General features: G+C 64.8%; 12 protein-coding genes. 11 read left to right on the plus strand and 1 reads right to left on the minus strand.

What is annotated here, in order from left to right:
- Positions 1 to 4 precede the first annotated feature (4 nt).
- The 10 genes from hisD to ETEE_RS01250 all read left to right on the plus strand — a co-directional run bounded on the left by hisD (position 5) and on the right by ETEE_RS01250 (position 11,475).
- Complete coding sequence (hisD, locus tag ETEE_RS01205; protein WP_034162543.1) at positions 5 to 1,315, plus strand: histidinol dehydrogenase; 1,311 nt, start codon at positions 5 to 7, stop codon at positions 1,313 to 1,315.
- Positions 1,312 to 2,388, plus strand: coding sequence for a histidinol-phosphate transaminase (gene hisC / locus ETEE_RS01210; RefSeq protein ID WP_034162544.1), 1,077 nt, complete (start codon positions 1,312 to 1,314; stop codon positions 2,386 to 2,388). The genes hisD and hisC overlap by 4 nt, the downstream gene beginning before the upstream one ends.
- On the plus strand, positions 2,389 to 3,468 hold the full coding sequence (gene hisB, locus ETEE_RS01215; RefSeq protein WP_034162545.1) for a bifunctional histidinol-phosphatase/imidazoleglycerol-phosphate dehydratase HisB: 1,080 nt from the start codon (positions 2,389 to 2,391) through the stop codon (positions 3,466 to 3,468).
- A complete protein-coding gene (gene hisH / locus ETEE_RS01220) occupies positions 3,468 to 4,073 on the plus strand; it encodes an imidazole glycerol phosphate synthase subunit HisH (RefSeq protein WP_012849109.1) in 606 nt (201 codons plus the stop codon). The genes hisB and hisH overlap by 1 nt, the downstream gene beginning before the upstream one ends.
- On the plus strand, positions 4,070 to 4,807 hold the full coding sequence (hisA, locus tag ETEE_RS01225; protein WP_034162546.1) for a 1-(5-phosphoribosyl)-5-[(5-phosphoribosylamino)methylideneamino]imidazole-4-carboxamide isomerase: 738 nt from the start codon (positions 4,070 to 4,072) through the stop codon (positions 4,805 to 4,807). Before hisH ends, hisA begins: the two co-directional genes overlap by 4 nt.
- Complete coding sequence (gene hisF / locus ETEE_RS01230; RefSeq protein WP_012849111.1) at positions 4,789 to 5,565, plus strand: imidazole glycerol phosphate synthase subunit HisF; 777 nt, start codon at positions 4,789 to 4,791, stop codon at positions 5,563 to 5,565. The genes hisA and hisF overlap by 19 nt, the downstream gene beginning before the upstream one ends.
- Positions 5,559 to 6,191 carry a bifunctional phosphoribosyl-AMP cyclohydrolase/phosphoribosyl-ATP diphosphatase HisIE gene (gene hisIE, locus ETEE_RS01235; protein WP_034162547.1) on the plus strand — a complete coding sequence of 211 codons (633 nt, stop codon included), beginning with the start codon at positions 5,559 to 5,561 and terminating at the stop codon, positions 6,189 to 6,191. The genes hisF and hisIE overlap by 7 nt, the downstream gene beginning before the upstream one ends.
- 286 nt (positions 6,192 to 6,477) lie before the next feature.
- Positions 6,478 to 7,647: a NapC/NirT family cytochrome c gene (locus ETEE_RS01240; RefSeq protein ID WP_034162548.1), complete on the plus strand. Its 1,170-nt coding sequence runs from the start codon at positions 6,478 to 6,480 to the stop codon at positions 7,645 to 7,647.
- Entirely contained in the window at positions 7,647 to 10,139 is a 2,493-nt protein-coding gene (gene torA / locus ETEE_RS01245; protein ID WP_034162549.1) for a trimethylamine-N-oxide reductase TorA, read from the plus strand. The genes ETEE_RS01240 and torA overlap by 1 nt, the downstream gene beginning before the upstream one ends.
- A 136-nt stretch (positions 10,140 to 10,275) precedes the next feature.
- Positions 10,276 to 11,475: a sugar efflux transporter gene (locus ETEE_RS01250; RefSeq protein WP_034162550.1), complete on the plus strand. Its 1,200-nt coding sequence runs from the start codon at positions 10,276 to 10,278 to the stop codon at positions 11,473 to 11,475.
- A gap of 5 nt (positions 11,476 to 11,480) precedes the next feature.
- Here ETEE_RS01250 and ETEE_RS01255 read toward each other — a convergent pair whose 3' ends face one another.
- On the minus strand, positions 11,481 to 11,741 hold the full coding sequence (locus tag ETEE_RS01255) for a YkgJ family cysteine cluster protein (RefSeq protein WP_034162551.1): 261 nt from the start codon (positions 11,739 to 11,741) through the stop codon (positions 11,481 to 11,483).
- Positions 11,742 to 12,025: 284 nt separating this feature from the next.
- Between ETEE_RS01255 and mtr the strand changes: the two genes are divergently transcribed.
- Complete coding sequence (gene mtr, locus ETEE_RS01265; protein ID WP_034162552.1) at positions 12,026 to 13,276, plus strand: tryptophan permease; 1,251 nt, start codon at positions 12,026 to 12,028, stop codon at positions 13,274 to 13,276.
- Positions 13,277 to 13,410 lie beyond the last annotated feature (134 nt).

The following is a 13,410-nucleotide window of genomic DNA, read 5'->3' on the forward strand; positions in this document are numbered from 1 at the left end:
CGCCATGACCCGCTTTGATACGCTTATCCAATGGGACGACTGTCGCCCCGAACAGCAGCAGCGCCTGCTACAGCGTCCGGCGATCGCCAGCGCCGCGCAAATCAGCGCCAGCGTTGAGGCGATCATCGCCCAGGTTCGCCGCGACGGCGATGCGGCGCTACATCGCCTCAGCCAACGCTTTGACCGGGAGGCCCCCGCCAGCCTGCGCGTGTCACGCCAGGCCCGCGACGCCGCCGGCGACCGCCTGCCCGACGCGCTGACCCGCGCCATGGGCCAGGCGGCCGAAAATATTGAGGCCTTTCATCGCGCCCAGCGCCCGGCCCCGGTCGAGGTCGAAACCCAGCCCGGCGTCAGCTGTCGCCAGGTCACCCGCGCGCTGGACTCCGTCGGGCTGTATATTCCCGGCGGCAGCGCCCCGCTGCTCTCCACGGTGCTGATGCTGGGGCTCCCGGCCCGCGTGGCGCAGTGCCGCAGAGTGATCCTCTGCTCGCCGCCGCCGATCGACCCAGCGATCCTTTACGCCGCGCGCCTGTGCGGCATCGACGAAATCTTTCAGGTCGGCGGCGCGCAGGCGATCGCCGCCATGGCCTTCGGAACCGAATCCGTCCCCCGCGTCGACAAAATCTTTGGCCCCGGAAACGCCTATGTCACCGAGGCCAAAAGGCAGGTCAGCCAAAGCCCTCAGGGCGCCGCCATCGATATGCCCGCCGGCCCCTCCGAGGTACTGGTGATCGCCGATGCCGGGGCCAACCCGGACTTTATCGCCGCCGATCTGCTCTCCCAGGCAGAGCATGGCCCCGACTCACAGGTGATCCTGCTGACGCCCGATGCCCCGCTGGCTCGCCGGGTCGCCGAACGGGTCGAGGCCCAGCTTGCCGCCCTGCCGCGCGCCGACATCGCCCGTCAGGCGCTGGCGCAGAGCCGCCTGATCGTCACCCGTTCGCTGGCGCAGTGCATTGAGATCAGCAATCGCTATGGGCCGGAGCACCTCATCATTCAAACCCGCGACGCCGAGGCGTGGCTCGATGCTATCACCAGCGCCGGCTCCGTGTTTCTGGGCGACTGGTCGCCCGAGTCCGCCGGGGACTATGCCTCCGGCACCAATCACGTGCTGCCGACCTACGGCTACACTGCCACCCACTCCAGCCTGGGCCTGGCGGATTTCCAGAAACGCATGACCGTCCAACGCCTTAGCCCCGCCGGCCTGCTGACGCTGGCCCCGACGGTCGAAGCCATGGCGCAGGCCGAGTGCCTTGACGCCCACGCCAACGCCGTCCGCCTGCGGGTCGCCGCCATCCAGGAGAGCCAATCATGAAACCGATCACCGCACTGGCGCGGGAAAACATACAGCGCCTGACCCCCTACCAGTCCGCCCGCCGCCTCGGCGGCAGCGGCGACGTCTGGCTCAATGCCAACGAGTACCCGCAGCCGATCAGCTACCCGCTGCGCAGCGAGGCCTTTAACCGCTACCCGGAATGCCAGCCCGCCGAGCTTATCGCCAACTACGCTGCCTATGCCGGCGTCACAACGCAGCAGGTGCTGGCCAGCCGCGGCGCCGATGAGGGCATCGAGCTGCTGATCCGCACCTTTTGCGAACCGGGGCGCGACGCCATGATCTACTGTCCGCCCACCTACGGCATGTACGCCGTCAGCGCGGAGACCAGCGGCGTCGAACGGCGCTGCGTCGCGCTGCGCGCCGACTGGCAGCTGGACGTGCCGGCCATCGCTGCCGCCCTCGACGGCGTCAAGCTGGTGTTTGTCTGCAGCCCCAACAACCCGACCGGCAACCTGCTCAATCCCGATGATCTGCGCACGCTGCTCACGCTGACCGCCGGGCGGACGCTGGTCGTCGTCGATGAGGCCTACATTGAGTTTGCCCCCGACGCCAGCGTGGTCTCCTGGCTCGCCGACTACCCCCATCTGGTGGTGCTGCGCACCCTCTCGAAGGCCTTTGCCCTGGCCGGGCTGCGCTGCGGCTTCACGCTGGGCAGCGCCGAGGTGATCGCACTGCTGCAGAAAACCATCGCCCCTTATCCTTTGGCATCACCGGTCGCTGACATCGCCGCCCAGGCCACCTCGCCCGCCGGGATCGCCGCCATGCGGACGCGGGTTGCCTACGTGATTGAACAGCGCCAGGCGCTAATCGCACAGTTATTGCGCTGCGACTGCATTCAAGAGGTCTATCCTTCTCAGGGGAACTATCTAATCTTTCGCAGTGACCGCGCAGAGTCGATCTTTCAGGCTCTGTGGCAGCAGGGCGTCATCCTGCGCGATCAGCGCCGTCAGCCCTCGCTAAACGACTGCCTGCGCATCACCATCGGCAGCGCCGCGGAGCATGAGCGGGTTCTCGCGGTACTGCGCCGTTTTAGCCAGGAAGGAGAGGCGTAAATGAAGAAATATCTGTTTATCGATCGCGACGGTACCCTGATCGCCGAGCCGCCGCAGGACTTTCAGGTAGATCGTCTGGACAAGCTGGCGCTGATGCCCGGGGTCATTCCGGCGCTACTGCGGCTACAGCAGGCCGGCTATCATCTGGTGATGGTCAGTAATCAGGACGGACTGGGCAGCGAACGCTTTCCGCAGGCCGACTTCGATGCGCCGCACAATCTACTGATGCAGATACTGACCTCGCAGGGCATCCTGTTCGAGCGGGTGCTGATCTGCCCACACCTGCCGCAGGAGGGCTGCCGCTGCCGCAAACCCGCCACCGGACTGGTCGACGACTATCTGCAGCCCGGCGTGCTGGATACAGCCAACGCGTGGGTGATAGGCGACCGTGACAGCGATCTGCAGCTGGCGCACAACATGGGGATCAACGGGCTGCGCTACGCCGCGACCCCAACCGATGGCGTCAGTCTGGACTGGCCGCAGATCGCCGAACGCCTGACCCGCCGCGATCGTCATGCCCAGGTGGAGCGCGTCACCCGTGAGACCGCGCTGCTGGCGGAGGTATGGCTGGATCGCCAGGGCGAGAGCCACATCCGTACCGGTATCGGCTTCTTTGACCATATGCTGGATCAGATAGCCACTCACGCCGGCCTGCGCCTGCATATAGAGGCCAAAGGCGATCTGCATATCGATGATCATCACACCGTCGAAGACACCGCGCTGGCGCTCGGCGAAGCCCTGCGCATCGCGCTGGGAGACAAGCGCGGCATCGCCCGCTTTGGCTTTGTCCTGCCGATGGACGAGTGCCTGGCCCGCTGTGCCCTGGATATCTCGGGCCGCCCCTACCTCTCCTTCAAGGCCGAATTCAGCCACCAGCGCGTCGGGGATCTCAGCACCGAAATGGTCGAACACTTCTTCCACTCCCTCGCCTACGCGATGGGGGTGACCCTGCACCTGAAAACCAAAGGCAAGAACGACCACCACCGCGTAGAGAGCCTGTTTAAGGCCTTTGGCCGCACCCTGCGTCAGGCGATCCGCATCGAAGACGACCGCTTACCCAGCTCAAAAGGAGTGTTGTGATGGCCACAGCGTGCAACGTGGTGATTCTGGATACCGGCTGCGCCAACCTGGCCTCGGTGCGCTATGCCCTGGAGCGCCTGGGCTGCCGTCCGACCGTCAGCCGCGATGCGCGGGCGGTGCTGGCGGCTGACAAGCTGCTGCTGCCCGGCGTCGGCAACGCCGCCGCGGCCATGGAGCAGCTGCGCCAGCGCGATCTTATCGATCTGATCAGGGCCTGTACCCAGCCGGTACTCGGCATCTGTCTGGGAATGCAGCTGCTGGCCAGCCGCAGCGCCGAAGGGGATGTCCCCTGCCTCCGTCTGGTCGACACCCCGGTCGAACGGATGACCGACACCGGCCTGCCGCTGCCACACACCGGCTGGAATCAGGTTACCTCTCTGGCCGGTAATCCCCTGTTTCGCGGGATTCCCGACGGCAGCTACTTCTATTTTGTACACAGCTACGCCTATCCCCTGTGCGCCGACACCCTGGCACAGTGCGACTACGGCTATACCTTTAGCGCCGCGGTGCGCCGCGATAACTTCTACGGTGTGCAGTTTCACCCCGAACGCTCCGGCAAGGCCGGCGCCCGCCTGCTGAAAAACTTTCTGGAGATGCCGTCATGATCATTCCGGCACTGGACTTTATCGACGGCAGCGTCGTTCGCCTGCATCAGGGGGACTATGGCCGCCAGCGCGACTATGACGGCGATGCGCTGACGCGGCTGCTGGAGTATCAGCGTCAGGGCGCAGCGCAGCTGCACCTGGTCGACCTGAGCGGCGCGCGCGATCCCGCCCGTCGTCAGCTCCCCATGCTGACCCGCCTGCTGCGCGCGCTGAGCGTTCCGGTACAGGTCGGCGGCGGCGTGCGCAGCGCAGAGGACGTGGCCACGCTGCTCGACGCCGGTGCGACGCGGGTGGTGGTCGGCTCAACGGCGATCCGCCAGCCGCAGGAGGTCGCCCGCTGGTTTACGCGCTTCGGCGCCGATCGCCTGGTACTGGCGCTGGACGTGCGCATCGCCGCCAATGGCGATAAGCGCGTGGCCGTCAGCGGCTGGCAAGAGGACTCCGGCGTGACCCTGGAGCAGACGGTAGCGCATTTTCTGCCGCTGGGACTGCGGCACGTACTGTGTACCGATATCGCCTGCGACGGCACCCTGGGCGGCGCCAACGTGGCGCTGTACCGCCAGATCTGCCCGCGCTATCCGCAGATCGCATTTCAATCCTCCGGCGGCATCGGCGCGCTGCAGGACATCGCCGCCCTGCGCGGCAGCGGCGTGCAGGGCGTCATCGTCGGCCGCGCCCTGCTGGAAGGTAAATTCAGCGTGAAGGAGGCCATCGCATGCTGGCAAAACGCATAATTCCCTGTCTGGACGTTCGCGACGGCCAGGTCGTCAAAGGCGTTCAGTTTCGCAATCACGAGATCATCGGCGACATCGTTCCGCTGGCCCAACGCTACGCCGATGAGGGCGCCGATGAACTGGTGTTCTATGACATTACCGCCTCCGCCGACGGTCGCGTGGTCGATAAAAGCTGGGTGGCTCGGGTCGCCGCGGCGATCGATATTCCCTTCTGCGTCGCCGGCGGGATCCGCAGCGTCGAGGAGGCCGGGCTGCTTCTGAGCTACGGCGCGGACAAGATCTCCATTAACTCGCCGGCGCTGGCCGATCCGGCGCTGATCACCCGTCTGGCGGATCGCTTCGGCGTGCAGTGCGTGGTGGTCGGTATCGATACCTGGCACGACGCCGCCAGCGACAGCGACCGGGTCTACCAATTCACCGGCGATGAGGCGCGCACCCGCGCCACCGCCTGGCAGACGGCGGACTGGGTGCAGGAGGTGCAGCGGCGCGGCGCCGGGGAGATCGTGCTGAACATGATGAACCAGGACGGCGTGCGCAGCGGCTACGATCTGCGCCAGCTAGAGCAGATCCGCGCCGTCTGCCACGTCCCGCTGATCGCCTCCGGCGGCGCCGGTGCCCCCGAACACTTTCTGGCGGCCTTCAGCCAGGCCGACGTGGACGGCGCGCTGGCGGCCTCGGTCTTTCATAAACAGATTATTCAAATCGGTGAACTCAAGCGCTATCTGGCGCTCAACGGTGTGGAGATTCGACTGTGCTAACTCAAGGTTTTCTTTCGCAACAGCAAAAAGAGCGTCTGGACTGGAACAAAGTGGACGGCATGATGCCGGCGATCGTGCAGCACGCCGGCTCCGGCGATGTCCTGATGCTGGGCTATATGACGCCAGAGGCGTTGGATCATACCGAGCGCTGCGGTAAGGTCACCTTCTATTCCCGCACCAAGCAGCGGCTGTGGACCAAGGGCGAAAGCTCCGGTCACACCCTGAACGTGGTCAGCATGACCCCGGACTGCGACCGCGATACGCTGCTGATTCTGGCCGATCCCCAGGGGCCGACCTGCCATCTCGGCAGCGACAGCTGCTTTGCCCCGGCCCGCGCGCAGTGGCCGTTTCTGTATCACCTGGAGCAGCTGCTGGCCGCACGGAAAACGGCCGATCCACAAAGCTCGTATACCGCTCGGCTGTACGCCAGCGGGACCAAGCGTATCGCCCAGAAAGTCGGCGAGGAGGGCGTAGAAACGGCGCTGGCGGCCGCCGTGCATGACCGCGATGAGCTGATCAACGAGTCTGCCGATCTGCTCTACCATCTGCTGGTGCTGTTACAGGATCAGCAGCTGTCGCTGGGCGATGTCATCGACTGTCTACAAACCCGCCACTGCCAGGCTTGACCCGGCCGCCGCCGCCTGCCAACGCGGCGGCGCCTTCCCCCTTCCCCGCCCTGCCGGGGTAGCCAAAGTGTGACCAGCCTGTAGCGTCGGGTTAATCCCGGCGCGCAAAAGCGTCTACCCGCTCACGAAAATGCCTTTGCCTCCTACGCAAAATGGGTTAGCTAGCGGAAATAGTAATATGATTTACCGAGGAGTAATGCACCGAGCGGCCCGGCCCGGCGCGCGGTGATGCTCCCAACAACAATGGCAAGTAAAAACTCTCTCCAATAATAATAAGGTCATCATTATGAGCAATCGTTACGCCGCCCCCAGGCGACGCCGGCGTTGGCCGTGGCTGGTGCTACTGGGGATCATCCTCGGCATTGCCCTGCTGGCTGCGACCTTCACCGTCCTGCACAAAACCAGCGGCACCGAGTTTTGTGTCTCCTGCCATACCATGCAACAGCCTCTGGCCGAATATCAGGGCAGCGTCCACTTCCAGAATAAGCCGGGGATCCGGGCCGACTGCGCCGACTGCCATATTCCACAGCAGCCCCTCGACTTCCTGAAGACCAAGGTACTGGCGCTGAAGGATGTCTACGGCGAGCTAACCGGTAAAATAGACACGCCGGAGAAATACCAAGCCCACAAGCTGGCCATGGCGCAGAGCGTCTGGAACACCATGAAAGCCAACGACTCCGCCACCTGTCGCTCCTGCCATAGCTACCAGGCCATGGATATCATCGATCAGAGCGCGGAAGCCCGCAAACAGCACCCCGTCGCCATCAAGGACGGGGAAACCTGTATCGACTGTCATAAGGGGGTCGCCCATATTCTGCCGGATATGAGCGCCCTGAGCGCCGCCGGCGCTAGCGAGCTGGCCGCCGCCGCCGCGAAAACCCCTGACGGTGCCCGTACGCTCTACGCCATATCCACTCAGCCCTTCTTCCTGGCGCCGCAGGCCGGGGCACACAGCGACGGCAGCCTGATGCCATCGACGGAGATCCGGGTGCTGCAGCGCCGCGGGGACATGGTGGAGGGTGAGCTGAGCGGCTGGCAGCAGAATGGCGTTAACCAGGTGATCTATGCGGCGCAGGGCAAGCGTATCCTCTCCGCGCTGCTGGGCGAGGCGGCCCGCAAACAGGTGAAGGTGCAGTCCAGCGACACCGACGCCGCGACCGGGCTGGTATGGCACCGGGTAACGCTGTCCATCTGGCTGCCCAAGGCCAATCTCATCGGCAGTGAACAGCCCATCTGGCGCTATGCCGCCGATATGATGTCGGCCAACTGCACCGGCTGCCACGGCCTGACCGCATTGGATCGCTTCAACGCCAACCAATGGATCGGCGTGGTGAAAGGCATGGCATCGCGCACCTCGCTGAATGAAGAGCAGCTGCGCCTGCTGACCCAGTATGTCCAGAAACACGCCAGCGATATGTCCGCTAACGGTGCAGATAACACCAAGGAGCCCAAGTGATGAGCAAAACAACATCCCTGCCCGCTGCGCCGCTGTGCGTATCCCGCCGCCGCTTTATCGCCGGTGGTGCGGCTCTGCTCGGCGCTCCCCTGCTGGCCGGACTGTGGCCGAAATCGGCGCTGGCGCAGGCGATTAGCCAGGCGCTGCCCCAGTTTACCGCCCTGCAGCCGGCGCAGAAGGGGATCCTGACCGGCGCCCACTGGGGCGCCTTTGAGGCCATCGTCGAATCGGGACGCATGGTCGGCGTGCAGCCGGTCAGCGACGATCCCTATCCCAACGATCTGATCACCATGGCGCCTTACCAGGTGCACGCCGCCAACCGGATCAAGTATCCCATGGTGCGCAAGAGCTGGCTGGAGGGCGGCGCAGAGCACGGCCGCCCCGAGCTGCGCGGGTGCGATGAGTGGGTGCGCGTAAGCTGGGATCAGGCCCTGACCCTGGTCAGCGGGCAGATTGCCCGCCTGCAGAAACAGTACGGGCCGCAGTCCATCCACGCCGGCTCCTACGGCTGGAAAAGCGTCGGCATGCTGCACAACAGCCGCACCCTGCTGCAGCGGCTGATGAACCTGAGCGGGGGCTTCCTCGGCTACGCCGGTGACTACTCCACCGGCGCGGCCCAGGTGATCATGACCCACGTGGTCGGCTCCATGGAGGTCTATGAACAGCAGACCGCCTGGCCCAACGTCATCGAGCACAGTGAGCTGATCGTCCTGTGGGGCTGTAACCCCATGATCACTCTTGAGAACAGCTGGAATATGCCGGACCACGTCGGCCAGACCGGCTTCGAGGCGCTGAAGAAAAAAGGCACCCGCATCGTCAGCATCGATCCGGTGCGCAGCGCCAGTACCACCCAGCTCAACGCCGAGTGGATCGCCCCGCACCCCTACACCGATTCGGCCATACTGCTCGGTATCGCCCATACTCTGCTGAGCGAAAAACTGCACGACAGCGACTTCCTCACCACCTATACCGTGGGCTTCGATCGCTTTGCCGACTACCTCAACGGCAAGGATGACGGCGTGGTCAAGGACGCCGCCTGGGCGGCCGCCATCAGCGGCGTCGACGCCGACGCCTTGCGCAGCCTGGCGCGGGATATGGCGCACCACCGCACCATGATCATGGCTGGCTGGGGCATTCAGCGTCAGCACCACGGTGAACAGCCCCACTGGCTGCTGGTCACCGTGGCGGCCATGCTGGGGCAAATCGGCCTGCCCGGCGGCGGCTTTGGCTTTAGCTACCACTACTCCTCCGGCGGTAGCCCGACCGCGCGCGGCGGTATTATCTCCGGCATCTCTGCCGGCAATGCCCCGCAAAACAGCCCCACGCCGATCCCGGTGGCGCGTATCGCCGACTGCCTGGCCAACCCAGGGAAAACCATCGACTTTAACGGCGGTAAGGTCACCTACCCCGATGTGAAGATGGTCTACGTCGCCGGCGGTAACCCCTTTGGGCACCATCAGAACACCAATAATCTGATCGACGCCTGGCGCCGCCCGGAGACCATCGTGGTCAACGAGCCCTACTGGACCGCCACCGCCAAGTATGCCGATATCGTCCTGCCGGCCACCACCAGCTATGAGCGTAACGATCTGGAGATGGGCGGAGACTATTCGCAGCTGTATGTCTTCCCGATGCACCAATGCGTTCCCCCGCAGCATGAGGCGCGCAACGACTTCGCCATCTTCGCCGGGCTGGCCGAAAAGCTGGGGGTGCTGGACGCCTTTAGCGAGGGTAAGGATGAGGCCCAGTGGCTGAAGGGAATGTATGATGGCATGGCGGCCCAGGCACGCAACGCGCGCGTCGCGCTGCCGCCGTTCGATATGTTCTGGGCATCCAACAACTACATCCGCTTCCCGATCCCGCCGGCCAACAAGGAGTGGGTGCGCTACGCCGACTTCCGCGAGAACCCGCTGCTGAATCCGCTCGGGACCCCCTCTGGCAAGATCGAGATCTACTCCGATACCATCGCCGCCATGCACTACAGCGACTGTCGGGGCCTGCCCAGCTGGCTCCCCCCCTATGAGTGGTATCAGAGCGAGGTCGCCCAGCGCTTCCCGCTCTCCCTGAGCACCGCCCACGCCGTCAACCGCCTGCACTCCCAGCTGGACAACACCCCGCTGCGTGAAAAGTATGCGGTCGCCGATCGCGAGGCGATCCTGATCCACCCGCAGGACGCCAAGGCGCGCGGGATTGCCAACGGGGATGTGGTGCGGGCCTGGAACAATCGCGGGCAGATCCTGGTCGGCGCCATCGTCACCGAGGACATTCGCGCCGGCGTCGTGCGGATCAGCGAAGGTGCCTGGTTCGATCCGGCCGATCCGGCACAGCCCGGCTCGCTGTGCAAGAACGGCAATGTGAACTGCCTGACCTTCGACATCGGCTCCTCGAATCTGGCCCAGGGCAACTGCGGCCATATGGCGCAGCTGGAGATCGAGAGGTTCCGCGGCACGCCACCGGCCAACACCGCGCACGACGTACCGCGCGGAGCCTAACCCCTTATGCGGCTGGGGAAACCTGGCCGCCTCTCCCTGCGTGATGGAATATTGAAATCCCTTTTCATTTTCACCAATGGCCGGTAACATGCGCAACGCCTATCCCCTGACGCCCTGACCCGATACCGGTTTTCTCATGCTGACTTTTGCCCGCACCCTCGCCCGCCGCTTACCCGATCGCACCGGCTGCGCCTTCCTGATCGTCGCGTTTCTTACCGGGATCGCCGGGGCGCTGCAGACCCCGACGCTAAGCCTGTTTCTCTCCAGCCAGGTTACCGGCAGCCCGCTGATGGTCGGCCTGTTTTATACCGGCAGCGCGGTCATCGGCATCATCGTCAGCCAGTGGCTCGCCAGCCTCTCCGATCGGCGCGGCGATCGTAAGCAGCTGATCCTGCTGTGCTGCCTGCTAGGCGCGGTGGGCTGCCTGCTGTTCGCCTACAACCGTAACTACTATCTTCTGCTGATCGTCGGCGTCTGCCTGACCAGCTTCGGCTCCACCGCCAACCCGCAGATGTTTGCCCTGGCGCGCGAGTACGCCGATCGCTGCGGCAAAGAGGCGGTGATGTTCAGCTCCGTACTGCGCGCGCAAATCTCCCTGGCCTGGGTGATCGGCCCGCCGCTGGCCTTCGCCCTGGCGCTGGGCTGGGGCTTTACCTTTATGTATCTGGCCGCCACTCTCACCTTTCTGCTGTGCGCCGCCATTGTCTGGCGCTGGCTACCGTCCATGCCGCGGACGGCAGAGACGCCGCGCGGCGGCGCGCAGGCACCGCGGCGCAATCGGCGCCAAACTCTGCTGCTGCTGGCCTGCGCCACGCTGATGTGGACCTGCAACAGCATGTACCTGATCAACATGCCGCTGTACGTCAGCCACCAGCTGCAGCTGCCGGAGCGCCTGGCGGGACTGATGATGGGAACCGCGGCCGGGTTGGAGATCCCGACGATGCTGATCGCCGGCGTCTATGCTGCGCGGCTGGGAAAACGGCGGCTGATGCTTCTGGCGCTGGTGGCCGGTCTGCTGTTTTACGGCGGGCTACTGTGGATCACCCACCCGTGGGCGCTGCTGGCCCTGCAGCTGCTCAACGCGGTATTTATCGGTATTCTGGCCGGGATCGGCATGCTCTACTTTCAGGATCTGATGCCGGGACAGGCGGGATCGGCCACGACGCTGTTCACCACCAGCGGGCGCATCGGCTGGATCATCGCCGGCTCCGTCGCCGGCACGCTGGCAGAGATCTGGAGCTACGCATCCGTATTCCCGGTGGCGCTGGCGATGCTGCTCATCGCCCTCGCCTGCCTGCTGCAGATGAGACCAGATCGCCCGGCCGCGGCGCCGTAAGGGGGCTACGCCTCCGGCGCCGTCGCCTGCTCCAGGTGCCGCAGATAGCCCAGGGCCGCCTCGCGGCTCTGTCCGCACATCTCAGCGCAGGGCTTCAGCTGTCCGCACACCGCCGGGCGCGTGGGGCTATGAAACAGGCGGCAGCGCATCATCTCATCCAGCTGCGGACAGGGGATCCCCGCCGGTTTGCCCTGCGGTAGCCCCGGAATCGGGCTGGATATCGACGGGGCAATACAGCAGGCACCGCAGTCGCTACGACACTCCATCACTCTCTCCTTGCCGCCTGAGGGCGGTCACTGATGCGCGCGGGTGGATAAAAAAACGCCGCCCGCGCGCCGGGCGCATACCCTACCAGAGCGCCGCCGCCGCCGCTACCCCCACCGCTGGTGAAATGCAGCAGTCGTGGATACCCCCTCCCGCCCCACGCGCCGGTGAACATTCGCCATTCGCCCTTTTTCTTATTCCGCCGCTGCGTAACCGGTTTACTTTCCGCACGCGGCATCGTACTATTGAGCTAGTACACAAGAATTTTTTCCAGGAGTAACGTCACATGACCATGGAGCAGACTTTGACCCACTCGCTGCAGCGCCCCTCTATTCTGGGCGGCGCGATGATCATCGCCGGCACCGCCGTCGGCGCCGGTATGTTTTCGATCCCCGTCGTCACCGCCGGCGTCTGGTTTAGCCTCTCCGTCGCGCTGCTGATCGTCACCTGGGCCTGCATGTATCTGTCCGGTCTGATGATCCTGGAGAGCAACCTGCACTACCCGGCGGGCGCCAGCTTTCACACCATGGTCGGCGATCTGCTGGGGAAGGGATGGAACAGCGTCAACGGGCTGTCGATCGCCTTCGTGCTGTATATTTTGACCTACGCCTACATCTCCGCCGGCGGCTCCATCATCACCCATACCCTGGCGCCGCTGGCCGAGGTAGGGCAGCCGCTGGCCGGCGGAGTCTTCGCCCTGCTGGTTGGCTTTATCGTCTGGCTGTCAACCCGCGCGGTCGATCGCCTGAGCACCATACTGATCGGCGGAATGGTGATCACCTTCCTGCTGTCAACCGGCGATATGTTTACTCACGTCGACCGCGCGATCTTGTTTGACAGCGCGGATACCCAGGCGAACTACCTGCCCTACGCGCTGGCGGCGCTGCCCTACCTGCTGACGTCGTTCGGCTACCACGGCAACGTGCCGGGGCTGGTCAAGTACTACAACAAAGACAGCCGCGCCGTGGTACGCAGCCTGCTGTACGGCACCCTGATCGCCCTGGTGATCTACATCTTTTGGCAGTACGTGATTCAGGGCAATATCAGCCGCGCCGCCTTCCGCCAGATCATCGCCGAAGGTGGCAATATCGGCAGCCTGCTCAAGCAGATGGGCAGCGTCGCCAGCGGCCCATTGGTCACACAGTTGCTGAACGCCTTCTCCTATATGGCGCTGGCCAGCTCGTTCCTCGGCGTCTCGCTGGGTCTGTTCGACTACATCGCGGATATGCTGCGCTTTGCGGATACCCCGAGCGGACGGGCCAAAAGCGCGCTGATCACCTTTGTCCCGCCGGCGATCGGCGCCCTGCTGTTCCCTAATGGCTTTCTGTACGCCATCGGCTTTGCCGGTCTGGCCGCGACGATCTGGGCGGTGATCGTCCCGGCGCTGATGGCGCGCGCCAGCCGGCGTCGCTTTCCCCGGGCGAGCTATCGCGTCCCCGGCGGGACGGCGGTCATCATCCTGGTTATCGCCTTTGGCCTGATCAGCGCCGCGGCCCATATTCTCTCTCTGTTCAATCTGTTACCGATTTACCGCTAGCGTCCGGGCGCCCTCTCCTGCGGGGGGCGCTTTTCCCCCGCCGATCCGACTTTTTACACCGCCTCCCCTTGCCTGAACCGCAGCGGGCGGGTAGTGTGTCGCCACCTGACCGCGTCCCGCCAGAGGCACTCCTG

Origin of the sequence: Edwardsiella anguillarum ET080813 (assembly GCF_000264765.2) — a bacterium.
In the GTDB taxonomy this organism is placed as follows: Bacteria; Pseudomonadota; Gammaproteobacteria; order Enterobacterales; family Enterobacteriaceae; genus Edwardsiella; species Edwardsiella anguillarum.